The sequence below is a fragment of the Methanoregula sp. genome (assembly GCF_041645475.1).
GTDB lineage: Archaea > Halobacteriota > Methanomicrobia > Methanomicrobiales > Methanospirillaceae > Methanoregula.
On the sequence record NZ_JBAZQA010000001.1, the window covers coordinates 194,916 to 216,566 of the forward strand.

Below are 21,651 nucleotides of genomic sequence, written 5' to 3' on the forward strand. Positions count from 1 at the left end.
CCCCGTTTATTATCCCGTCTATTTTTCCAGCAGCTGCCAATGGACGGAAATGAGTTTCTCCGTCAGGACATCATGGTCATACCGCTCGCAGACAGTCATCCTCGCACGGGGGCCCATGCGCTGACGGTCACCGGGGTTCCGGTGCATCCACTCCACGGCCGTTTTCAGGGCAGGTACATTCCGTACCGGAACAAGGAGCCCGTTTTTCCCTTCCTCGACAATCTCAGGACAGCCGCCGGCATCGGAGGTTATTGCCGGAAGACCGCAGGCAAACGCTTCCATGACTGCGGCAGGAGCCGCTTCCGTGTAAGTCGGCAGGAGGAGACAGTCCGCAGCAGTGAGCCAGGTCCTTATCTCCTCCCGGTTCTTCTGGCCGGTGAACCGGCAGTTGGAGGGATGATCCGGGATCTGCCCGGGGCCGACAAAGATAAAGGAATAGTCCGGACACATCCGTGCAACCTCGATAATCTCAAAGATCCCTTTCCAGGCATGGAGCCTGCCTAAAAAAAGGAAGATTGTTTTCTCCACGGGCAGCCCGAGCACCCCGCGGGCTTCCTCTTTGGATCCGGGGATGAAGAAGCGGGTATCCACGCCGGTATGGACCGCTGCACACCGGTCGGGGTCCAGTCCCAGTTCCAGCAATGGCTTCTGCATCTCCTCGCTTGCCGTGATCACAAACGCAGCCCGCCGGATCATTGACCGGGTGATATGCCGGTACACCGGATTCCTGAACGGGAATATCCGTGCATCGTCCCCGTGGAACTTGAGGACAAGGGGAACATTACGGCGCCCGAAGATGGCCGGTACCAGGCTGCTGTGGGGAATGTATTCCGCCTGCATAAGATCCAGACTTTTGTCCCGTGCAATGAGAAGAGAATCAAAATAAAACGGTGCGTATCCAAAAGCGGATGGCCCGGTTTTCACGGCTTTTTTTACCGTGACGCCACGCGCCGTAAGATCCTGAACCATCTGGTGGATGAAGATCCCCCGGTAGTCCCCCTCAAACGCCGGGTACATGTTGGCAAAGAGACCCAGCGTATAGTCAGGCATAACCGGCCCCCGGTGTTATCCGGTTTTCCCGGTGCACGGGTATCGTCATGATTTCACCAGTACAAGAAGTGAGTATCCCCCAAAAACCCTTACGGTGAAATCCGGGAAGAGGGGAAACAGGAGGAACCGGGGGATTTTCAAAAGCTTGTCCTTCAACCCGTATTCGCGAGCCAGCAAATACCCCGCGGTATACTGAAAATCCACAACTTCATACCCCAGGTCGGAGAGCACCTGAAGGGCGATATCCCGTGAAAAAAAATGGAGATGGCCGACTTTTCTCCGCTGGCCGAGAAGGAACTGCTGGTGGAGGACCGCGAGTGCAAACATTTCGAGCGGGATGTGGAGGATTTTATACGGGCTTTTTGGTTTGATCTCCCGCAAAAACCGGAAATAGTCTTCCAGGTGCTCGATAATATCGATGAGAAGGATAAGATCACAGGAATTATCCGGCTCATCGCAATAATTTTTCAGGCTGAATGACAGTCGATCATTCGATCGCCCTTTGCAGAGTTCAATTGCCTGGGGAGAGATTTCATAGCCGGTAAGCCGGGTGGAGTCCGGAAGTCTTTTCTGGAGCTGGAACAGGATCTCGCCACAACCACACCCCACTTCGCAGATTGTTTTTGGTTGGATCTGGTGTTTTTCGATCATGCGGAAGATGAGATCGGCTTTCCAGGGGGCATCCTCACTATCCCAGGTCGGGTTATTCTTCAGATAGTCCCCGTCCGTGTACATATTCCCGGAACTCATAATCCCTCAGCTCTTCAGTATCCCCATATCAGTCAGCCGTGCCGGCAGGTACTTCTTCGTTACGAAATCCAGCCCCCGGGCAGCAAAGGCCTGCTGTTCCGACTTGAGGCCCAGGCTGAGCTGCAGGTTGATCTGTTTTCTCCAGTAGTCTGTTGCAAACCGGGGATCCGTCAGTTCGGCCTTCAATGCTTCAACATCCTTGTCCGATAATTTATCGGACGGGAGGTTGTAGTCCCGGATATCGCTCGGCTGGAGGCCGATGAACTGGGCTTTCGGGGTCACGAGCAGTTCCGACATGTGGGCACTCTTGATAGCGCCATAGGCAACAGACCCAAAAATGCGGTAGGACCACGGGTCGCCATCAGTAAAGACGAGAACGGGAAGATCCCAGTTCGAACTGATCTTGTTGAGCATCCGCCGGGTAGAACGGGCCGGCTGGCCCTTGAGGTGGACGAGGATCGCGTTGTACTCCTCGTCAAACCCGTTCTCGATCAACCGGTCGTACATACCACCAGTCTCTATGGCAATCACGAATTTGGCATCGTGGTCAACAAACTCGATGTTCTCCACATTGTTCGGGATGGTATACCCGGCCTGCCCGACATCGTCCTGGCAGTGGAGGGTCTTCATCCCGCGCCGGGTCTCTTCCCGGATCCGCATAGGGCCGTAGATCGATGCCCCGTTCTCCTCGGGATGGAGATGGAACCCTTCGCGCGGCACGTCCGAGAGGATTTCCAGATCTTCAATTAAGAAGTTGCTCTCATCCTGTGCCCCGAACTTCGCCCGCTTCCAGCCCTCGGAGATGTAATACATCTCCCTGAGTGTTGAGGAGCGGTTCTCTCTGAGCTGCTGCTTGATGAACCCGATAACGTAGGCCATCTTGAGGAGGTGGGTGGCGCTCTTGGCAGACGCCGCCGTCCGCATGCTCTCCTTGTCCCCGTACTTCCAGACCTCGCTTGCATCGTCGAACTCGATATTGTATTTTGTACGGGAAGGAAGCGAGATCGAGGGGATCTCGCCGGATTTCATCTGCTCGTACCAGGCGCTTGCAATGCCGAGCAGGGCTGCCATCGACTTCTTGTCCAGTTCCTCTTTAGACATCGAGATCCACCACCATCTTCTTGTTGTCGTCTATGCCCCGGATTTCCAGGATGCCCCCGCCCTTCCCGGAATAGGCAATCCGGGCCACGTCCTTGGGGGGGACAACGATCTTCCACACTTTGGTGAACTGCCCGTCCATCTCGCTCACGAAGTCGGCCTTCGGGATTGCATCGGCAGCATTGTCCGCCGAGATGTCGTAGACCGAGATCTCGCCATCGAAATTGCTGTAGTTGGCGAGTTCGATTGCCACCCTGCCGTCGCGATTTCCTTTCTTGACGATCAGTTTCCGCATCAGTTTTCCTTCAATGGGGGTGGTATCGACCAGGGGTTTTTCAACGATCTCGGATACCTTTTCGGCAATCTCCGGGATGATGGCGCAGACTGCCCGGGCCCGGTCCTCGGCCAGCTTGCCCTTATCCCGGCGGGAGACGAAGAGCTTGAGATCGCGGCCGAGATCCTGGAGTGCCAGGATGATCTCCTTCTCGATCTCCGGGATGCTCGCAATGGCGTCCTTACTCTCGCTCGTGAACGGCACGTTCGTTGATGCGACATGGACAAGGATAAGGATTGGGCCCATCGGGAGGCCCTGCTGCGAGATGTTGTAGGATTTCCAGTTCACCCGCGAGATGCAGTCCGTGATCGTGCAGGCGCCCTGCTGGTACATGAGCGGGACGCGGTTTGCAAAGCGGAGGATGATCGCGTTTCCTTCGGAGGGAAGTTTTCCCCCGTAGCCGATCGCAGCCTCGACCATGAACGAGTGGCCGGAGAAGACCGAGCTCGGGCGGGTGCGGGCGGCCACAAAATCCATCTGGAACTCCTTGTCGAGACCGCGCCGGATCAGTTCCTCGCCAATGGGGGAGAGGCACTGGGACGTCGGGGGAGCGGGAACGGCAATCGCCTGCATGGCCGCAAGCAGCGCCTTGAGCTGCTCTGCGGTAAGCCCGTTTACCTTCAGGGTGGCTTTCAGGCCGGCCTGGTCGCACATGTCCTGCGCCGACTTCTTACCCACCCGGCTGAACCCGTTTATGAGAAATTCGAGGAGTTTGTCATTGCTTGCGGCAGCCATCCGCTTGAGCTGGCCGAATTCGATGCCGTGGGGATGGGGCTGGATGGCAACCGGGCAGGCAATAACTTCCTGGCTCACCCGCTCGAACGTGAAGGCCTCGTCATCGAGCTCCACCCGGAAGCGGGCGTGGGGGTTGACCACGGAGGTGTAGCGGAGGTACTCGATGAGCTTCTTCTTCGCCGCCATCGTGCTCTTGAACTCGATCTGCACGCGGGTGCCGTGGATCCGGTCCCATTCGAACGGTCCCTGGGAGATGATATCCGGCTCGTTCGTCTCAATTTTGATCTGGATCTCGAACCTGTGCGCCGGCTCCTTGTGCCCGGTGCGGGAGATGACGATCGTGGGAAGACCGCTCGTCAGCTGGGCATAGAGGACCGCTGCCGAGATCCCGATACCCTGCTGGCCCCGGGTCTGGCGGATCTGGTGGAACCGTGATCCATAGAGGAGCTTCCCGAAAACAAAGGGGATCTGCGCCGGGACGATCCCCGGGCCATTGTCCTCGACAATGATCCGGAAGAGATCGGTGCCGGTCTTCTTGATGCTGATAAAAATGTCCGGAAGAACCTGCGCTTCCTCGCAGGCATCCAGCGAATTATCCACCGCTTCCTTAATCGTGGTGATAACCCCCCGGGTGGGGGAGTCAAACCCGAGCAGGTGCTTGTTCTTCTCGAAGAATTCCGCTACACTGATGCTGCGCTGCTGCTTGGCGAGCTCATCAGCGAGCACCATGGGCACGCACCTCGGCAATGGCCTCGTCGAGTCCGACCGTCTTCTGTTCGCCGGTGTGGAGGTTCTTGAGCGTCACCTCGCCGGTCTCGGCTTCCCGCTTGCCGATGACGACTGCAAAATCCGCAGACTTCGCGGCATGGGCCAGCTGGGCCCCGAGCCCCCGTTCCATGAGGTCCATCTCGGTGCGGATGCCGGCATCGCGGAATGCCCGACCTACTGCAAGCGCACGTTTCCTCCCCTCGCTCATGCAGGCAAGGCCGACAACCGTGTCCTTCCGGTTCAGCGCGGTCTCGCCAAGGGAGACCATCACCCGGTCAAAACCCACGGCAAACCCGCACGAGGCAACATCATCGCCGCCAAACAACTGGGCAAGGCGGTACGCCCCGCCGCCAAGGATCTGGTTCTCGGCCCCAAGGTTCTGGGCAAAACCTTCGAAGACGATGCCGGTATAATAGTCAAGGCCCCGGGCGATCCCGAAGTTCAGCTCGTATTTTACCCCTGAGGCATCGAGCGATTCCACGGTCTGCTCGAGCCGCTCTTTTTCCGGGATCGCTCCTGCAATCTCGAATGCCTCGGCCAGGTTACGGGTGGAAACCAGCGCGGTTAATGAGGCTGCAAGGTCGGTCCGGTTGAGGGACTCAAGGGTCGCGTTCAGGCCGTCGAAATCCTTCTTGTCCAGGTGGGCACGCACCTTGCGCTGCATGACCGGTTCAAGGTCTTTTACCAGGTTCCTCATGAGCGAGAGGTGGCCGACCTTGAGCTCGTAGGTTACACCGGTTGCGTTCAGCATATCGGACGCGAGCAGGATCGTTTCCGCATCCGCAGCTGCGGTATCGGCGCCGATCAGCTCTACCCCGAACTGCCAGAACTGGCGGTAGCGTCCCTTCTGGGGCCGCTCGTACCGGAAACAGTCGGCATAATAGCACCAGCGAAGCGGCTTTGGGGCAACTTTTGCCTCGTTGACGTACATCCGGATAACGGCAGCCGTAATCTCGGGCCGGAGCGCGAGCTTGCGGCCGCCCTTGTCCTCAAAGACATACATCTCGCCGATGATCCCCTCGCCCGAGCGCATGGTGAAGAGTTCGAGATCCTCGAATTCCGGCGTGCAGACCTCGCGGTAGCCCCACCGGCGCGCAACTTCCCGCAGGCGCCACTCGACAGCGCGGCGCGCTTCCATCTCATCCGGTAAAAAATCCCGTGTTCCCCGTGGTTTCTGGAGCATGATGAAAAATCCCTGTCCTGTACTTATGGTATCTCTTATTTCTTATTCGTCCTGTTGATAGGCACGCTGCCCAGGAACCTCTGGAGAGTTCCCTCGTTTGTCCAGATCTTCTCCTTTTTCCGGTTGGTTATGAGGTAAATGCCGGCAAGGATCAGGCCGAGACCCAGGATCTCGAAGTCGGGCACATGCAGGGCAATCTGGAGGCCCAGAAGCGACAGGGCACCGTAGAGAACCCCCCAGTATGCCGCCTTCCGGTATCCCCGAAGACCGGTCCGGAAAAAGATCCGGGCATCGCGCAGCCAGAGAAAGATCGTGGCGCCAAAACCAAACATCGCGATATAGATGAGATACGACATTTCAATGAACTAACTTATTATACGCCGATCCATATCTGTATTATTACAATCATGCCAGCAAACCGGGCGTTGCAGGATCTGCTTGACCAGTACAAATGCGGGGAACTGAGTGCCGAAGCTGCGGCCGAAGCCATAGAAGGGCTCCGGCTCGAGCGGGTCGGCGATTTCGCGTGCCTCGACCTGGGGCGCAATGTCCGGTGCGGCATGCCGGAGGTGGTGCTTGCCGAAGGCAAGGATCCGGGCCATCTCGCGGAGATCGCAGTCCGGCTCGCCCGATCCGCGGGGCGCTGTGTCATAACCCGTGTCACTCCCGAGCAGGTGCTCGCAGTCCAGGGCCGGGCCGAGTCCGAGAGCATCCCCGTTACCCACCGCGAGTCCGGCCGGATCCTGATCCTCGGCAGCCGGCCCGCACCGGCACCGGCCGGGGGGATTGTTGCGATCATCACCGCAGGCACGTCCGACATCCGCGTTGCCGAAGAGGCGCGGGTCATTGCCGAAGAGATGGGATGCGACGTGAAGATCGCCTACGATGTCGGCGCGGCCGGGATCCACCGGCTCTTCCCGGCATTAAAGCCGCTCCTCTCGGCCCATGCATTTATTGTCTGCGCCGGCAGGGAGGGAACGCTTCCTGCGGTCGTGGCGGGGCTTGTCGACAAGCCCGTTATCGGTGTGCCGGTGAGCGTGGGATACGGCTACATGGGGCAGGGGCAGGCGGCTCTTGCGAGCATGCTCCAGTCCTGCTCGGTCGTGGCCGTGGTCAACATCGACGCGGGGTTCACGGCCGGGGCGTTTGCCGCACGGATAGCAAATATGGGGGTAAAACCATGAAGCGCGGATTTTATGTCGGGAGGTTCCAGCCATACCACAACGGGCACCAGACCGTGCTCAAACACATAGCAGGCAAAGTGGACGAGATCATCATCGGCGTTGGCAGCGCACAGCTCTCGCACCAGGTGGACAACCCGTTCACCGCGGGCGAGCGGGTGCTCATGATCACGCGTTCGCTCCATGACCTGGGATGCCCGTGCTATGTGATTCCGATTGAGGATATCCAGCGCAACGCCCTCTGGGTAGCCCATGTCCGGTCCATGGCCCCGCCATTCGATATCTGTTACTCCTCGAACCCGCTCGTTGTCCAGCTCTTCCGCGATGCGGGCATCAAAGTCCAGTCGCCGGCAATGTACGAGCGGGACCTGCTGAGCGGTACCGAGATACGCAACCGCATGCTCGCGGGCAAATCCTGGGAGAAACTTGTCCCCCCCGAGGTTGTCCAGGTCATCAAGGAAATAGACGGGGTAAAACGACTGCGGCAGATTGCACGCGAGGATTGAATTCCCAGATGGAGTCCAGATGTACAAACTGATAAAGAAACTCTTCACGAGAAAAGAGCCCGAGACACTCACCCTTGCATCCAGCGCGGTTCCTTCCTGGCTGGATGACCGCGAGAAGAGGGCGCATGAGCGGCTCGTTGCCATAACGGAAGAGCCGGTCCGGAACATCCGGAATGCGGCAGCCGGGCTCCAGCTCATCGTGAACAATATCGCAGGGGCCGAGGACGATCCCGTGCTCCACCCGAAGATCAAGAGCATTGCAAAAAATTCCCTGCCCCTCTTTGTGAAGGCGATGAACTCGTCCCTGGCAAAGGAACTGCCGGACGACCGGGAGGAGTTTTACCTTGCCGCAGTGGAATGCGTGAAGAGCTGCCTGAACAGCATGCGGGGACAGGGGCGCTACCTCCAGATCGTATTTCCCGAAGAGATGAAGTCGGTCAAGACCGGCATCGATACCATGGGTCGCGAGATCAACGGGCTCACCTCCGCGTTATCAGCGTACCGGCAGGAGATAACCCTCACTACGGAGATCCGCTCCCTGCACACAACCCTTGGCACCATGAAAGAGGATCTTGCCCGGTCCATTGAGAAAGACGCACGGTCGGATAACCGGATCCATGAAATTACCGCCCGGGTAGCAGCCATTGAAAAAGAGCTTGCCAACCTTAATACCGGTGAGAATGCTCTGGAGATCGAGGCGCAGAGATCCGCGCTCGCCATGCTTGAGCAAACCCGCGACGATGCGGTCCGGCAGTATGCCGCGCTCTCGATGACGGCATCGCATGTCTTCCGCAAGGCGGACAAGATCTCGCAGAAGCAGCACCACCCGCCGGAGACCGCAGTACTCCGCCGGGTTATGGAACTCCTCTCGGATCACGACATCCCGGACGAAAACGATCTTGCAGGCGCGCTGAAAGCTGCCTGCCCTATTGCCGAGCGGATGATCGAAAGCGGGGACATCTCTTTAAAAAACAAAGAGGAGCGGGCGCTCTTTTCCGACACCCCCCGGTTCTGTTCGGATATGTGCGCAGCAAGCCGGGAGGTTCGGACGCACGATGAGGCCTGCATTGCTGCCGGCAAGAACCTTGCAGCACATCCGCTCCTCTCCCGCATCCAGTCCCTTGAACGGGAGAAAAAGCAGCAGCAGTCCATGCTTGCAAAAGAGGGGCAGAACAAGGACGAGCTGGCAGAGTGGCGGAAAAAAACCGAAGATGAGATGCCGGTCATCTTTGAGGATCTCATAAAAAAGGCCGGCCTTCTTGCCGGTGAGAACGTGCAGGTTAAGATAACCGGGTCCTGATCGCTCTCTTCCGTGAGTGCAACCGGCCCTCACACCTTTTTTGGAATTGCTTTTTTGTGCTCGCGGCCGCCCCCCGGAATTACCCGGCCGCGATATCGTACGGGATGCGACTGGGTACCGCGGGGGAAAAGAGCGCCGTCCGATGCGGACTGCATCAGCGGGATGCAAACCGGATAAAGGAGAAGGTGGTAGAGTCGGTGTACGCAAACTCCGGGGCATACCCGTGACAGCCCCCCACGCGCAGGAGCGTAGGGACATCCAGCGGCACCCGGCATACGTCAAGGTGGATCTTCCGGTCAGACGCCAGGGTCACCGGCTGGAAATCGAGCTCGTGCTTCACAATGCCGTCTTTTGTCTTCCGGCAGCAGATGTGGGCGTGCTGGTGGCCGCAGCACATGTGGGTGAGCCCCCGCTGTTCAAGGTTCTCGAAGGCCATGGGGGCCGTGTAATGGTAGCCGGTGAAAAAGTCGCCGGCCTCGTGCGAGAGGCGCTGCCAGCACTTGAGCCGGAGCGTATCGTTCCCGAGGTCGAGAGGCCCCCCGTGGACAAAGAGCATCTCGCGGTCGGTCCACTCCATGGGCATGGTATTGAAGATGGAGAGGAGCGGGGAGTCCCGCAGCTGCTCGTGGCGGTACGTGCTCGCGGCGTCGCTGCCGCTCACGAGGATACCATGAAGGAAGGCGTGGTCATGGTTGCCGAGAATCGAGACGAGGCGGTGTTCCTGCGAGAGGGTATGGACCTTCTCCAGCGTCTCCTGGGGGCGGCTGCCGCGATGCAGGAGGTCGCCAAGGTTCACCAGGAGATCGACTGGACCAAATGTCTCGGAGAATGACGGATCCCGAATGCAGGTTGCAAGCGCACCAATCGCGGCTGCATCTGCGTGCACGTCAGAAAATATTATGGCACCCATACCGGTAGCGAAATTATTGGATCTTCTCTTTCATATATACCTAGGATGGTTACGGTTCAACCAATGGCTTTTGTCTGTGAATACGTTGATGTGAGACCTCGTCAAACGTATGGGTAACGGGATTGCATGTCCCAGCCCGCGGGCCCGGTCTGCGGCAGGGCATGAATCCAAAAACCACGAGGCCACAATCCATGGAACGATTCCTTGACGCATATATCGAACGAATGAGAACCCGCTTTCCCGGGTTTCCCCCTGCAACAGCGCACGAGATTGCATCCGCATTCCTGGCATACAAGTTCGGCCTGTACGAAAATGCGGTCCGCGAGTGTACCCATGCCATAGCGCTCATTCCGGACAGCCCGGCAAATGCCGGCCTGAAAAAGGCACTCGCCATTGTGAGCGCCAATGCCGCGGACCGGAACAACTCGCAGGTGACTGCGGATCTCTCGGTTGCATTCACGGAGGCCGAACGGGCGTTTGTTCCCGTGATTATTCCCGCGGACAAGAATGAGGACCCGGGCACGCTCGAACTCGACAATGCGCTCGTGATGATCTACGTGGTTGCCCTCATCACGTCCGAGGATGACGAAGAAGCTCTTGAGGAGCACCGCAAGCTCATTGTCCGGATCCTGTCCGATTACAAAAAAGCGCTGGGGCTGGAATAACTCCCATCTTTTTTCTTCACATATTGATTTCAAAAATCTCAGCGCGATCACGATCGCGATTGAAAACCGGATCCGGATCAACCGCACGTTGATTTTTATTTTCCAACCGGACCCTGATTGAAAAATTTTTGGCAGACTTTGATGGAAATTTTTTCAGCGCACCATGATTGAAAAATGAGACAAACGGACGCATTCACTCCTGATACGCTCAGGTCCGGTTGAGGCATAGTGGTTAACTTTTCACAACCGCACCATGATTGAAATTTTTTGGGCAGACCCTGGTTGAAAAATTTTCGTCAAACCTTGATTAAAAAAAATCAGCGCGATCACGATCGCGATTGAAAACCGGATCCGGATCAATCAGACTTTGATTTTTATTTTTTAACCGGACCTTGATTGAAAAATTTTCGGCAGACTTTGATGGAAATTTTTTGAGCGCACCATGATTGAAAATTTTTCAGCGGGGTCGTTACAAAACAGGGTTCCCAGGAAGACCCCGACAACCCACGGTTATTCACCAAATATCATCCGTGGTGCCTGCCCCCACCTCCATGCCAGAATAGGAGATAAGACCCAGAAAAACCCGCAAAATGCCCGGTTTGCCAATCCGACCATTTCCCGGAAATGCCCGAAACGGACCCGGATGCCATCGGGCAACGTATGTGACCCGGAATAGCGAATAGAGCATAATTGGTCGTTTTCAGGAGCAGGGTGAATTTTCGCTCCGGATGTTTCGTGAGACCAAAGGTCGGGGGTCCAAGAAAAAGGCCCGCCAAACGATGCTATGGTGCCTTGGAACGCATTATATGCGGTCCAATTTATGCCCTGTTTGGCATTCTGGGTGTGTATGGGAGTTGTTTTTACGTCGGAGGATGGGTTTTACGACGGAGACGGGGGAGCGGGGATTGACAGAATTTTTCCCGGTTTTGGAATGAGTTGGCCGGAGGTTCCCGGTAATTGAACCGCCGCGGGGGCGCCCCGCCGGGGGCGGCGGTAGGCATCGTAATGCGATAGAAAATTGTGGCAACAGTGATCGATCAGAAAAAATTTCTAAAAATTTTTTCTTGAAATATTTTTTAGCCGGGCCGGGATTGAAAGGACCGGTCCGATTCATTCCACCGGAGCGATGCCTTACGCGCAAAACGCCTCGGCGGGTTTTGCGCTACGCACTTACCGGGATCCGGGATGATAGTAAAAAAGATGCACCGCAATAGGCCGATCACACCAATCGGATGTCCCCGAGAAGTTGTAAAAACCTTTGGGGTCTAACCTTGGTTCATATAGAATAAACCACAGGATAATAATTGAAAAAGTCAATAATAAAATTGAATTATAACAAATCATTATTAGTATAATAGGTCGTCGAGATTTTATGTTTTATAATGATCATCTTGATATAAGTGTTGAAGATTGGACTGATTTACTTACGAACAAAAAAAGTTACTACTGATAAAGATTTAGAAATTATAAAAATTGTATACGAAAGTCCAAATCATGAAATTAGAGCTTCAGAAATCGTACCGATGACAAGTTATACACATCACGGTCCGATAAATTCACTCATAAGTTGGTTTAGTAAACGTGTAATCGCAAAAACTAAAGCACAACCTCCATTAAGAAAAGACGGAAAGCCTCGATGGTGGCATGTTCCATTTTTAGGATATGAAGAGGGCAATAATTTCCCTTGGATATTGCGCCCCGAGTTAACTAAAGCAATTGAAAACCATCCAGAAATTTTTCAATCAAGAGAAAAAACGCAACAGCATAAAGGAAAACCGAATGTATGGATATTTCAATCGAATCCAAAATATTATGATCTCATAAAAGATTTTGATGATTTATCGAAGATGAATTCAATCTGGCCCATACGACAATATAAAAACAAAATTGCGAAGGGTGATTTGGCCTTATTGTGGATAGCGGGACAAAAACGTGGAATTTATGCAATATCTGACATTATCTCCGAACCTCTAATGCGAAAAGTCAACATTGATGAATCCTGGGTCAATCTAAAGAAAACTGATGAGACGGACTATAAGGAATTAATAGTTGATTTAGGCTATATGACCGTGTTAGAGCCCCCATTGCTTGAATCGGAACTTAAAACAATAATAGAATTATCTGATCTTTCAATAATGCGACAGCATAACGGAACCAATTTTCCCGTAACCGAATCTGAATGGGAATTATTATCCAAAGAGATTGAGAAAAGAAAATTATCAGTATATCCTCAAATGAAAGAAGACGTTGATTTGGATATAGATCCTTCTGAAGAAGAGCGGCGGGCAAAAGAAGGGGGTTTCGTGTATTATTATGGGAAACGCTATGAACGGGATCCAAAAAACCGGACAGCGGCCATCAAATATCATGGAACGCAATGTTCAGTTTGTGGATTCGATTTCTCTCAACAGTATAAACAAAGAGGTCAAGGCTTTATTGAGATTCATCATATCAAACCGATTAGTACCTTTGAAAAGGAAGTGGAAGTGGATCCAAAAATTGACCTAGTACCCGTATGTTCAAATTGTCATCGCATGATTCATAGATTTCGAAATAATGTGTTGAGTATTGAAGAAATGAGAAATCTGATAAATTAAACATCTCATTTTTTCAGAGCTATGCAAAAATAATGAGAGAATGAGTCCACTTTCGCTATTTCTTTTTATTATTCAAAATTTAGAGCCGTATTATCGATGTTAAAGTGTTGTTGGGGGATTCGAACCATTATAATATTTTTTATATTTACGGCTAACCGTCCGTAAAATTAAAATGACCATCTCAAGCCCGGTCTTACAAACTGTCCATACTGATCCCGGCAAAGTCCTGCGCAACCGACTTGATATCCTTGACCCCGAACGCAGTCTGCACCTGTTCAAGTTCGAGCGCATTTGCCGCATCGCACATGTAATCGAGGATGTCGACCGACAGCTCCTTCTGGATCTTGCTCTTCCTCAGCTGATCGATCAGGGCTGTCATCTTTTCAGGAGATTCCATGCGGAGTTTTGCAAGGCTCATGACACACATGTAGATGCGGGTCAGGTTCCGGTCGGTCCCGGTGATACAGTCAAAGAAATTCCGAATCACCTGGGCCTGGTATATCTCTCCACTCATGAATCCACCTCCTACCGTTCTTCATCCTCTCGGTAAATCTCCTGTTCACACTTTCGGGTTATAAACCTTGTGGGGAAAATGCCCTTTGAGCGGGAAAAAATGGATGGAGAGGGGGTATTTTTCGAAAAGAGCGGCAATGGGGCGGGTGATTTGTCAGACAGCAGCATGACAATTGTCAGACTCCGCCGGCAACCCGCCGCACAAGTCCTCGTAAGGACCGGTTGTATCTTTGAATCCTGCCGGGAAACGATTAACCGGTCTCCCGGCTCCATTGTACCGGGTATCAGCGGATGTTCATCGGCGCGTGAATCGCCATCTGCTGAACGGGCAGGTCCACGGCAAAATACCATGCGAGTGCAAGAATAGTGCCGAGAATGGCAAGACAGATGATGAATTTCACGAGATTGTTCAGTGTATCGGATTGCTGTGCTTCGGACATCTCTCCATCTCCGGATATACATCTCATGGGAAGACGGTGTGATAAAGTCTTGGTAATCCTTCACCCTCATCCCGCACTTCAGGCACATCGATGCCTGGGGAATAATCTCCCATCACCCGGTTGAACCGCTGTTCCATCCTTTACGGGCGCCCATGGACGTGCCAGGGTTCCTGATGTTGTATCCACCACGATGCATGAATCCTTAAAAAAAAAACTACGCGCTCTGATTGTATTCAGCAGCGCATTAAAAAAAAAGGAGATTCCTATTTGGCAGCGGACACGATCTTGATGATGTCGCCATCCTTGAGCTCGTGGGTTTCCTTGATCCGCATCTTGGTGCGGGCATCAATTGCATACAGGAATCCCTTGCCGATCTCCGTGTGCACCTGGTACGCGAGATCGTGGGGCGTGGAGCCCCGCCGCATCAGGAAGGCATCCGGCAGCACATCGCCCTGCTTGTTGCAGTAGTGGTTCTCGTCCTCAACCGGGTAGACAACGATCATGTCGAGGAGCTCGAAGACTGCCCGGTTGATGGCCTGCTGGACACCGGTGCCCTTGCATTGCTTCATGACATCGGCGATCTTCGTAAGGCCGGCTTTCTGGGCGGGAGAGAGGGTGACCTCATTGCCCACCCGGAACTGCTCGTCGCCCGGCAGGTACTGGATCACGTTCGCAGCCACCGCATTGCGCAGTGCCAGCTCGGATGCTGCACTTGCAAACGCCACGTTCTGCGCGGCAAGTTTTACGCGCAGTGCTTCCGGCGCCTCATCGAACTTGTTCCCTACAACCAGCATAGGCTTTGAGATCTTCACCATCTCGGCGCAGAGCGGGACAAGGTCCTCGATGTTCGCGTGCACGAGATCAAGCTTCTGTTGTAAGGCCACGTCGCGCACATCTTCGAGCGTGATGCCGAGGCCAACGAAAGTGTCGGCAATCCCCTGCTCGATCACCGCGCCCTTCCCCTGCGACTGGCGGCTGATCCGGGACCAGTGCTTGTCGAGGATCCCATGGACCCACATCGTCATCTCGTACAGGAGGAACGAGACATCCTCATCGGGATCATGGTTACCGGCACCCACCGGGTTTCCCTCGCTGTCGGTCCCGCCGCTCGCGTCAATGACATGCAGGATGGCATTTGCCTGGCGGAGGTTGTCGAGGAACTGGTTGCCCAGCCCCTTGCCCTTGTGGGCATCGGGCACGAGCCCGGCAACATCGATGAGGTTGACGGCAACGAATCGGTTGCCGTCCGTGCAGTGTTTGCATTTGACCGGGAGATTTGAACAGGCGCACTTCGTCCGCACGTAGGCAACCCCGAAGTTGGGGTTGATGGTGGTAAACGGGTAGTTGGCGATCTCGGCATTGGCCATGGTTGCTGCCTTGAAAAAGGTCGATTTTCCGCAGTTCGGTTTTCCTGCAAGGGCAAGGGTAATCATGTGAGGGGTCCTCGGATTTATGATAACAGATTCCGGCACAATCCGGCCGGACAAAATCTGACAAAGTTTTTCATCCCGGCTTATTAAAAGGTACTTATGACGTTCGTTGCGAAAAAATGCTATTATTTTGACAAGCCGGGGGCGGAGAACTCCGCTGACGCGGCCCGGTTCGCCGTTGAGCGGGCCCGGGAACTCGGGATAAAAACCCTGGTCGTTGCCAGCACAACAGGCACAACCGCCGAAGTATTTCATGCGGCCATGAAGGGGTCCGGCCTCCGCCTCGTTGTCGTGACCCATGTCTTTGGCTTTGCAAAACCGGGCGTCTGGGAGTTCTCAAAGGAGACTGCCGCCACATTGCGGGCAGAGGGAGTAACGATCGTCACCGGCACCCACGCCCTCTCGGGTCTTGAACGCGCACTCTCGCGGTCCCCGAAAGTTGGCGGGGGCTCCCGTACCGAAGCCATTGCCGAGGCGCTCAGGAAAGTAGTTGCCATCGGCCTCAAAGTTGCTGTCGAATGTGTCCTGATTGCCGCAGACAATGGAACGATTGGAATTGAGGACGAGGTCATCGCAGTCGGCGGCACCGCAACCGGTGCAGATACGGTCTGCGTTATCCGCACTGCCAATACCGCGAACTTCTTTGATCTCCAGGTGCGCGAGATCGTGGCCATGCCAAGGGTCCGGTAACAATGGCGGTTGCAGAGTTCAAGGAAGCCATTCAGCTCCTGGCCCGATCGCCGGTCCTCTGGATTCCCGGGCTGGTTGCAGGGGCCTGTGCCGCACTCATCTGGGTCATGCTGATGCTCTCCGGCCTGTTTTTTGCAGCCCGGCTGCTCGTCATCGCGGGACTGGTAATCCTGCTCTTTGTTGCCGGCATGCTTGCTGCAGTAAAAGAGAACACAACGGGCCTCGCAGCCCTGGTCCGCGGGGGCGTCCGGCAGTTTTTCCGGGTGCTCCTGCCAATGCTCGTCATCATCTTCTCGATCCTGATCGTCTTTTTCCTGCTCGCAGCAACGCTTGCGCTCATCGGCCTCGGTGCAGACTCAGCGATACTGGGCGGAACGATCTTCGGGATTGCGATCCCGGTCATCATCTTCACGTTCTTCTTCGACACGGCCGCAGTGTTTGAAGATCGCCCGGTCTTTGCATCGATCAAGCGGAGCATTGAGCTTGTCTCAACCCGGTTTGCCGAGGTCATTGCCTATTTCGTGATCAGCGCAATGGCGGCGTTCTGCATCATCTTCCCCCTCATGATCCTCTGGGAGGGGCTCCTCTTCGACAAACTCGAACCCCTCACAAGGTACACGGAGGCCCAGATCCAGGCAATCACGCCGGACCAGCTCATCGCCCTCCTGGGCCCGGACAGCACGGGAATCACCGCGGCAGTCCTCTTCCTTGCCGGCTTCCTGCTCGTCCCCGTGCTCTACTGTTACAAGGCCTGCTTCTTCCGGAACCTTGCAGCCGGAAGCGCTGGCAGCACGATTACCATCGAGCAGCAGCCGGTGTCCGGCGAATATGACAGCAAGGGCCGCTGGTACAAATATTAACACCCTTTTTTTGAGAAGACTCAGCCGTATGTGGATGCTGATATCGGAACGATAGAAACGCACATGAACCGCGGGTGACACCCGGACCATGAAAAACCTTATTGGAGGAGTACTCCTGACCACCGGGTTCCGGTACGATGGGGCAATATCGGAATCATATGTTGTCACGGATCCGTCGCGGGCCCCGTTGAAACTGTGGGTGAGCATCGCAACGGGGGGGATGGTGGGATCAGCCCCCATCATCATTTCATAAGAAATGTGTTTTCTGGGAAACACGGGGGTGTTTCCAGGTAGGTTACGATATTCTGAAGGGCCCTCATAATTTCACGAGCAGGAAAACCGCCACCGCAAAGAGACCGCCGCCAATTGTTGCGAGCAGGTTGGTGCCGGCGTTTCCCAAAAACCCGCGGTTCTCGAGCGTTGCCCCGATAAGGCTGTCAATATTGGTGCCGACAAAACCTGCAAGAGTGCAGATGACCAGCATCCACGGGTCGATCACGCCAAGGAGGAGCGCTGCAAGCGAGACTACAAAACCCCCGAGAAGAGCAACACCCTCACCAACGAGCGTAACCCCGCCGTTTGTCCCGATGGGAACCCTTTTGAGGGTTGTTATCATGAACGGCACGCCACCGGTCACGCCGATCTCGCTCGCAAGGGTGTCTGCTGCCGCCGTTGCAACGCAGCCAACGTACATAACAATGAAGATCGGCTCCTGGAAGACGCCGAAGAGGACGGCTGCCGCGGCTGCGACAATGCCGTTTGCAAACACATTCTTGTATCCCCGGGCACCGCTCTGGCCCTGCTCAACCCCGATCCGTTTCTTGTATTCGAACTTGTACTTGGTTGCCGCAGAACCGAGGATGAAGAAGACGAGCATGATCAAAAACCAGCGCGTATCGGCAAAGACGAGCAGGATGATCCCGACAAGGGCCGCAGAGAAGAGACCGGACAGGTCGGCAGTTTTTGACCGGAACGCAAAATAGCCAAAGGTGAACCCGACAATGACCGCAGCAACCACCATCTGGAGGTTTGCCTGGTAGTTGAGCTCCTGGATCAGCCACATGGTCATCGCTATCCCCACGCCTTCGATCATGAGGGAGTCTTCGTACTTGAGCAGGATCACCTTGAGGAGCACAGCCGCAATGATACCGAAGATGATGGTGAGAATCGCGTTCGTGTGGAGATAGGTCATGACGAGCACGCCGGCCCATCCCGTGGAGATGATGTAGTAGAGATAGGTATTGAGATCGTCGGCCCCCCGCTGGAATACCAGTTCGCCGAGAGCAAGCATTGCAAGGGTGGTTGCCACGACAAAGAACGGCAGGAGCCCGACACCGTAGAGTGCGGCAAGGAGACAGAACGTATAGCTCAGGTATTTGGTATCAAAGAACCGCCAGAGAAGGAGCGAGAAGAGGATGATGATGAGGGCCATGAGCCACGCGGGCTGGAGGTAAGGTCCCAGGATGATCGTGCCACCTACCAGTGCTGAAGCGAACCCGAGTCCCCGCTGCCGTTGCATTAATCAGTCATTTGTCTTCAAGCAAAAAGAGTTTTATTATGCCAGGCATTGTCAGGAGCAGGGGATCTGCGTCTCCGGCTCCCGTTAGCCGGGTGGCAGATACGATCACTATATTTTATCCAAGAGCCAACCTTCTCCCGAATGGTGCCATCTGATCAACTGCCGAAGAACTATGATTTCGCTGAAGTGGAGGAGCGCTGGAGAGGGATCTGGCGCGATGAGGATCACTATTTTGACAAGAACTCGAAAAAGCCGCAGTTCGTGATCGATACCCCCCCGCCCTACCCGACAGGCAATTTCCATATCGGTAACGCACTGAACTGGTGTTACATCGACTTCTTTGCCCGCTACAAGCGGATGAAGGGGTTCAACGTGATGTTCCCGCAGGGCTGGGACTGCCACGGGCTTCCCACCGAAGTCAAGGTAGAGGAACTCAACCACATAACAAAGAACGATGTGTCCCGGGAAGAGTTCCGGAAGATGTGCCGCGATCTCACGATCAAGAACATCGAGGCCATGCGCATCACCCTGCGGAAGATGGCGTTCTCCACGGACTGGAGCAACGAGTACATCACGATGATGCCGCAGTACTTCAGCAAGACGCAGCTCTCATTCTTGCGCATGCAGAAGTCCGGCTACATCTACCAGAGCGAGCACCCGGTCAACTACTGCACCCGGTGCGAGACCGCGATCGCGTTTGCGGAAGTCTCGTACGAGGACCGCGAGACGCAGCTCAATTACTTTGATTTCGATGGCGTGGAGATCGCAACCACAAGGCCCGAACTCCTCGCGGCCTGCGTGGCCGTTGCCGTGCACCCCGGCGATGAGCGCTACCACAAGCTGAAAGGCAAATCCATGAAAGTGCCGCTCTTTTCCCACGATGTCCCGGTTGTGCAGGACGAGGCGGTTGACCCGGCCTTCGGCTCCGGTGCCGTGATGATCTGTACCTTTGGTGACAAGCAGGATGTCCACTGGTGGAAACAGCACAACCTCGCCCTCAGGAAGGCCATTGACCGCAAGGGCCGGATGACCGAGATTGCCGGCAAGTACAAGGGACTCAATACAACGGAATGCCGGGCTGCAATCCTTGCCGACATGAAGGAGAAGAAGATCCTCCACCGTCAGGAGAAACTCGCCCAGCGCGTTGGCACCTGCTGGCGCTGCAAGACCCCCATCGAGATCCTCTCCGAACGCCAGTGGTTTGTCAGGATCAAGCCCGAGGAGATCCAGAAGGCCGCCCACCAGGTCGAGTGGTACCCCGAGCACATGCTCCGCCGGATGGAGAACTGGGTGGAGCAGATGGAGTGGGACTGGTGCATCTCACGGCAGCGTATCTTCGCGACCCCGATCCCGGTCTGGTTCTGCACGAAGTGCGGCGAGATGGTCTTCCCCGATGAGAAGGACCTCCCCATAGACCCGACCCTCATCCAGCCAAAACATGCCTGCCCGAAGTGCGGCAGCACCACGTTCAAAGGCGAAGAAGACGTGCTCGACACCTGGATGGACTCCTCCATCTCGGTCCTCAACGTGACCGGCTGGACCGGCAGCGGTATGCCACCGTTCTTCCCGGCCCAGATCCGCCCGCAGGGCCACGATATCATCCGGACCTGGGCATTCTATACGATCCTGCGCTCGGTTGCGCTCACCGGATCCAAACCCTGGGACGAGATCCTGGTCAACGGCATGGTGCTTGGCGAAGATGGCTTCAAGATGAGCAAGAGCCGGGGCAACATCATCGTGCCCGAGGAGATCCTGGTCAAGTACGGCGCAGACGCCCTCCGGCAGTGGGGCGCCATGGGCGCGGCCACCGGGTCCGACATCATGTTCAACTGGAACGACGTGGTCGCAGCCTCCCGGTTCCAGACCAAGATGTGGAACATAACCAAGTTTGCCCTCATGCAGCTGGAGAAGGGCGGGTTTGATGAGAACCAGCCGGTCACGGCGCTTGCCGACCGCTGGCTTCTGGTCCGGCTCTCGGACACGGCCGAGCAGGTCAGCAAGGCAATGGAGGACTACCAGTTCGATATCGCCCTCAAGGCGATCCGCGAGTTCGCGTGGGATGTGCTTGCCGACAACTACATTGAGCTGGTCAAGGGCCGGCTCTACCTGCAGGACGATTCACGTAAGAGCGCCTGCCTCGTGCTCCACACCGCATTCGATGCACTCTGCCGGCTGCTCGCCCCGTTCACCCCCTACTTTGCCGAGGAGTGTTACTCATACCTGAAAGGCGAGAGCGTCCACAAACAGCCGTGGGTTTCGTTCACCTACGATGACGAAGCCGCACGAAAGGAAGGCAACCTGCTCATTCAGGTAGTAGCCGGAGTGCGCAAGTACAAGCACGATGCCGGCCTCGCCCTCAACGCCCCGCTCGGCAAAGTCACCATCTATGCCCCGCATACGGTGAACGATGAGGGAGATACCGGCCGGGCGCTCAACGCGGACGTCCACTGGCGCACGGATATTGCAAAGCTCGACCGGGTGATCACCGATATCGACTTCAACCGCTCGATCGTTGGCAAGACCTTCAAGAAAGAGGGGCAGGCCTTCATGGACGCGGTGAAGGCCCTGTCCCCCGAGCAGCTCGCAAACCCGCCCAAGACAATTATGCTCAACGGCATTGAAACCCCCATGCCCGAGAACGTGTTTACGCCAAAATATTCCTACATGGAAGAGGGTGCGAAGGTTGAGGTTATCACGGTCGGCGATGTGATCGTGACGATTGCCAAGCAATGAAAATAACCAGTTTCCTTTTTTGATCAATTATTTGTGCCAAAGGTCAGGAACAAAAAGATGATACCCCCAGCTCCCAGCAGACACACGCCAAGTATGAAATAGGTTGGTCCTGCAAATTGCGATAGAAAAAGACCGCAAACTATGGCAATAATAGCAAAAAGCGATAACACAGTTCTGAAGACGTTCCCCCGTTTATTGTTATCCGGGTCTTTTTCATCCATTAGTGTAGTATCTGGATCCACGGGAGACATATGTTGTTGCGTTCTGGATTATTTACCCCATAAATCTGGCGATTTCACTTTTGAGGCCGTTGAGGATCTTCAAACGAAACGTTTCAACCGATAACCTGATCGCAGTAATCTCCCGGAAAATTGAGGGTGTTGTGTGGC

21 protein-coding genes are annotated in these 21,651 nt (G+C 55.3%); 9 read left to right on the top strand and 12 right to left on the bottom strand.

Translation table 11 applies throughout. The annotated features are described in order from the left end of the window. Positions 1-18 precede the first annotated feature (18 nt). The 6 genes from WC598_RS00945 to WC598_RS00970 are packed head-to-tail and all read right to left on the bottom strand — an operon-like array spanning position 19 to position 6,274. Entirely contained in the window at positions 19-1,050 is a 1,032-nt protein-coding gene (locus tag WC598_RS00945; RefSeq protein ID WP_372959589.1) for a glycosyltransferase family 4 protein, read from the bottom strand. Between the two features lie 45 nt (positions 1,051-1,095). After that, positions 1,096-1,800 carry a class I SAM-dependent methyltransferase gene (locus WC598_RS00950; protein WP_372959590.1) on the bottom strand — a complete coding sequence of 235 codons (705 nt, stop codon included), beginning with the start codon at positions 1,798-1,800 and terminating at the stop codon, positions 1,096-1,098. A 6-nt stretch (positions 1,801-1,806) separates the two neighbouring features. Then, complete coding sequence (locus tag WC598_RS00955; protein WP_372959591.1) at positions 1,807-2,901, bottom strand: DNA topoisomerase IV subunit A; 1,095 nt, start codon at positions 2,899-2,901, stop codon at positions 1,807-1,809. Beyond that, positions 2,894-4,696, bottom strand: coding sequence for a DNA topoisomerase VI subunit B (locus tag WC598_RS00960; RefSeq protein WP_372959592.1), 1,803 nt, complete (start codon positions 4,694-4,696; stop codon positions 2,894-2,896). The genes WC598_RS00955 and WC598_RS00960 overlap by 8 nt, the downstream gene beginning before the upstream one ends. Next, positions 4,683-5,918, bottom strand: coding sequence for a histidine--tRNA ligase (gene hisS / locus WC598_RS00965; RefSeq protein ID WP_372959593.1), 1,236 nt, complete (start codon positions 5,916-5,918; stop codon positions 4,683-4,685). Before hisS ends, WC598_RS00960 begins: the two co-directional genes overlap by 14 nt. Positions 5,919-5,953: 35 nt before the next feature. Next, positions 5,954-6,274 carry an ABC transporter permease gene (locus WC598_RS00970; RefSeq protein WP_372959594.1) on the bottom strand — a complete coding sequence of 107 codons (321 nt, stop codon included), beginning with the start codon at positions 6,272-6,274 and terminating at the stop codon, positions 5,954-5,956. A gap of 51 nt (positions 6,275-6,325) precedes the next feature. Between WC598_RS00970 and larB the strand changes: the two genes are divergently transcribed. From larB to WC598_RS00985, 3 genes are read left to right on the top strand one after another with little or no spacing between them, the layout of a single operon-like run. Further along, on the top strand, positions 6,326-7,102 hold the full coding sequence (gene larB, locus WC598_RS00975; protein ID WP_372959595.1) for a nickel pincer cofactor biosynthesis protein LarB: 777 nt from the start codon (positions 6,326-6,328) through the stop codon (positions 7,100-7,102). Next, positions 7,099-7,605 carry a nicotinamide-nucleotide adenylyltransferase gene (locus tag WC598_RS00980; RefSeq protein ID WP_372959596.1) on the top strand — a complete coding sequence of 169 codons (507 nt, stop codon included), beginning with the start codon at positions 7,099-7,101 and terminating at the stop codon, positions 7,603-7,605. Before larB ends, WC598_RS00980 begins: the two co-directional genes overlap by 4 nt. 19 nt (positions 7,606-7,624) lie before the next feature. Continuing rightward, complete coding sequence (locus WC598_RS00985; RefSeq protein ID WP_372959597.1) at positions 7,625-8,905, top strand: hypothetical protein; 1,281 nt, start codon at positions 7,625-7,627, stop codon at positions 8,903-8,905. Positions 8,906-9,059: 154 nt separating this feature from the next. On the opposite strand, the gene WC598_RS00990 is transcribed toward WC598_RS00985, so the two are convergent. Then, positions 9,060-9,815, bottom strand: a complete 756-nt coding sequence (locus WC598_RS00990; protein WP_372959598.1) for a metallophosphoesterase — start codon at positions 9,813-9,815, stop codon at positions 9,060-9,062. A gap of 191 nt (positions 9,816-10,006) precedes the next feature. Here WC598_RS00990 and WC598_RS00995 point away from each other — a divergent pair, with 191 nt between their 5' ends. Beyond that, positions 10,007-10,480, top strand: a complete 474-nt coding sequence (locus WC598_RS00995) for a hypothetical protein (protein ID WP_372959599.1) — start codon at positions 10,007-10,009, stop codon at positions 10,478-10,480. Positions 10,481-10,496: 16 nt separating this feature from the next. Here the strand turns inward: WC598_RS00995 and WC598_RS01000 are convergent, their stop codons facing one another. Further along, entirely contained in the window at positions 10,497-10,673 is a 177-nt protein-coding gene (locus tag WC598_RS01000) for a hypothetical protein (RefSeq protein WP_372959600.1), read from the bottom strand. Positions 10,674-11,883: 1,210 nt separating this feature from the next. Here WC598_RS01000 and WC598_RS01005 point away from each other — a divergent pair. Continuing rightward, positions 11,884-13,077 (top strand): EVE domain-containing protein, encoded by a 1,194-nt coding sequence (locus WC598_RS01005; RefSeq protein WP_372959601.1) that lies wholly within the window; start codon positions 11,884-11,886, stop codon positions 13,075-13,077. 193 nt (positions 13,078-13,270) lie between these two features. On the opposite strand, the gene WC598_RS01010 is transcribed toward WC598_RS01005, so the two are convergent. From WC598_RS01010 to WC598_RS01020, 3 genes are all read right to left on the bottom strand, one after another. After that, a complete protein-coding gene (locus WC598_RS01010) occupies positions 13,271-13,591 on the bottom strand; it encodes a hypothetical protein (RefSeq protein WP_372959602.1) in 321 nt (106 codons plus the stop codon). Positions 13,592-13,874: 283 nt separating this feature from the next. After that, the gene (locus tag WC598_RS01015; RefSeq protein WP_372959603.1) at positions 13,875-14,030 is read right to left on the bottom strand and encodes a hypothetical protein; all 156 of its coding nucleotides are present in this window, start codon (positions 14,028-14,030) and stop codon (positions 13,875-13,877) included. 263 nt (positions 14,031-14,293) lie between these two features. Next, on the bottom strand, positions 14,294-15,463 hold the full coding sequence (locus WC598_RS01020; RefSeq protein WP_372959604.1) for a redox-regulated ATPase YchF: 1,170 nt from the start codon (positions 15,461-15,463) through the stop codon (positions 14,294-14,296). Between the two features lie 96 nt (positions 15,464-15,559). On the opposite strand from WC598_RS01020, the gene WC598_RS01025 reads away from it, so the two are divergent. The 3 genes from WC598_RS01025 (at position 15,560) to WC598_RS01035 (ending at position 17,263) form a co-directional block, all read left to right on the top strand. Then, on the top strand, positions 15,560-16,150 hold the full coding sequence (locus tag WC598_RS01025) for a pyruvate kinase alpha/beta domain-containing protein (protein ID WP_372959605.1): 591 nt from the start codon (positions 15,560-15,562) through the stop codon (positions 16,148-16,150). Positions 16,151-16,152: 2 nt separating this feature from the next. Further along, positions 16,153-17,010: a hypothetical protein gene (locus tag WC598_RS01030; RefSeq protein ID WP_372959606.1), complete on the top strand. Its 858-nt coding sequence runs from the start codon at positions 16,153-16,155 to the stop codon at positions 17,008-17,010. 88 nt (positions 17,011-17,098) lie between these two features. Further along, positions 17,099-17,263, top strand: coding sequence for a hypothetical protein (locus WC598_RS01035; protein ID WP_372959607.1), 165 nt, complete (start codon positions 17,099-17,101; stop codon positions 17,261-17,263). Between the two features lie 63 nt (positions 17,264-17,326). Here the strand turns inward: WC598_RS01035 and WC598_RS01040 are convergent, their stop codons facing one another. Beyond that, positions 17,327-18,529, bottom strand: a complete 1,203-nt coding sequence (locus tag WC598_RS01040) for a TIGR00297 family protein (protein WP_372959608.1) — start codon at positions 18,527-18,529, stop codon at positions 17,327-17,329. Positions 18,530-18,670: 141 nt separating this feature from the next. Between WC598_RS01040 and WC598_RS01045 the strand changes: the two genes are divergently transcribed. After that, positions 18,671-21,262 carry a valine--tRNA ligase gene (locus tag WC598_RS01045; protein ID WP_372959609.1) on the top strand — a complete coding sequence of 864 codons (2,592 nt, stop codon included), beginning with the start codon at positions 18,671-18,673 and terminating at the stop codon, positions 21,260-21,262. The last annotated feature ends 389 nt before the right edge of the window (positions 21,263-21,651 follow it).

What these genes read in the sequence shown, in the direction of transcription:
- WC598_RS01020 (WP_372959604.1), bottom strand. Translation starts at nt 15,463, where the DNA reads ATGATTACCCTTGCCCTTGCAGGAAAACCGAACTGCGGAAAATCGACC.
- WC598_RS01000 (WP_372959600.1), bottom strand. Translation starts at nt 10,673, where the DNA reads ATGCGTCCGTTTGTCTCATTTTTCAATCATGGTGCGCTGAAAAAATTT.
- WC598_RS01040 (WP_372959608.1), bottom strand. Translation starts at nt 18,529, where the DNA reads ATGCAACGGCAGCGGGGACTCGGGTTCGCTTCAGCACTGGTAGGTGGC.
- WC598_RS01030 (WP_372959606.1), top strand. Translation starts at nt 16,153, where the DNA reads ATGGCGGTTGCAGAGTTCAAGGAAGCCATTCAGCTCCTGGCCCGATCG.
- WC598_RS00980 (WP_372959596.1), top strand. Translation starts at nt 7,099, where the DNA reads ATGAAGCGCGGATTTTATGTCGGGAGGTTCCAGCCATACCACAACGGG.
- WC598_RS01010 (WP_372959602.1), bottom strand. Translation starts at nt 13,591, where the DNA reads ATGAGTGGAGAGATATACCAGGCCCAGGTGATTCGGAATTTCTTTGAC.
- hisS (WP_372959593.1), bottom strand. Translation starts at nt 5,918, where the DNA reads ATGCTCCAGAAACCACGGGGAACACGGGATTTTTTACCGGATGAGATG.
- WC598_RS00995 (WP_372959599.1), top strand. Translation starts at nt 10,007, where the DNA reads ATGGAACGATTCCTTGACGCATATATCGAACGAATGAGAACCCGCTTT.
- WC598_RS01045 (WP_372959609.1), top strand. Translation starts at nt 18,671, where the DNA reads ATGGTGCCATCTGATCAACTGCCGAAGAACTATGATTTCGCTGAAGTG.
- WC598_RS00970 (WP_372959594.1), bottom strand. Translation starts at nt 6,274, where the DNA reads ATGTCGTATCTCATCTATATCGCGATGTTTGGTTTTGGCGCCACGATC.
- WC598_RS00960 (WP_372959592.1), bottom strand. Translation starts at nt 4,696, where the DNA reads ATGGTGCTCGCTGATGAGCTCGCCAAGCAGCAGCGCAGCATCAGTGTA.
- WC598_RS00950 (WP_372959590.1), bottom strand. Translation starts at nt 1,800, where the DNA reads ATGAGTTCCGGGAATATGTACACGGACGGGGACTATCTGAAGAATAAC.
- WC598_RS00985 (WP_372959597.1), top strand. Translation starts at nt 7,625, where the DNA reads ATGTACAAACTGATAAAGAAACTCTTCACGAGAAAAGAGCCCGAGACA.
- WC598_RS01015 (WP_372959603.1), bottom strand. Translation starts at nt 14,030, where the DNA reads ATGTCCGAAGCACAGCAATCCGATACACTGAACAATCTCGTGAAATTC.
- WC598_RS00990 (WP_372959598.1), bottom strand. Translation starts at nt 9,815, where the DNA reads ATGGGTGCCATAATATTTTCTGACGTGCACGCAGATGCAGCCGCGATT.
- larB (WP_372959595.1), top strand. Translation starts at nt 6,326, where the DNA reads ATGCCAGCAAACCGGGCGTTGCAGGATCTGCTTGACCAGTACAAATGC.
- WC598_RS00945 (WP_372959589.1), bottom strand. Translation starts at nt 1,050, where the DNA reads ATGCCTGACTATACGCTGGGTCTCTTTGCCAACATGTACCCGGCGTTT.
- WC598_RS01025 (WP_372959605.1), top strand. Translation starts at nt 15,560, where the DNA reads ATGACGTTCGTTGCGAAAAAATGCTATTATTTTGACAAGCCGGGGGCG.
- WC598_RS00955 (WP_372959591.1), bottom strand. Translation starts at nt 2,901, where the DNA reads ATGTCTAAAGAGGAACTGGACAAGAAGTCGATGGCAGCCCTGCTCGGC.
- WC598_RS01035 (WP_372959607.1), top strand. Translation starts at nt 17,099, where the DNA reads ATGAAAAACCTTATTGGAGGAGTACTCCTGACCACCGGGTTCCGGTAC.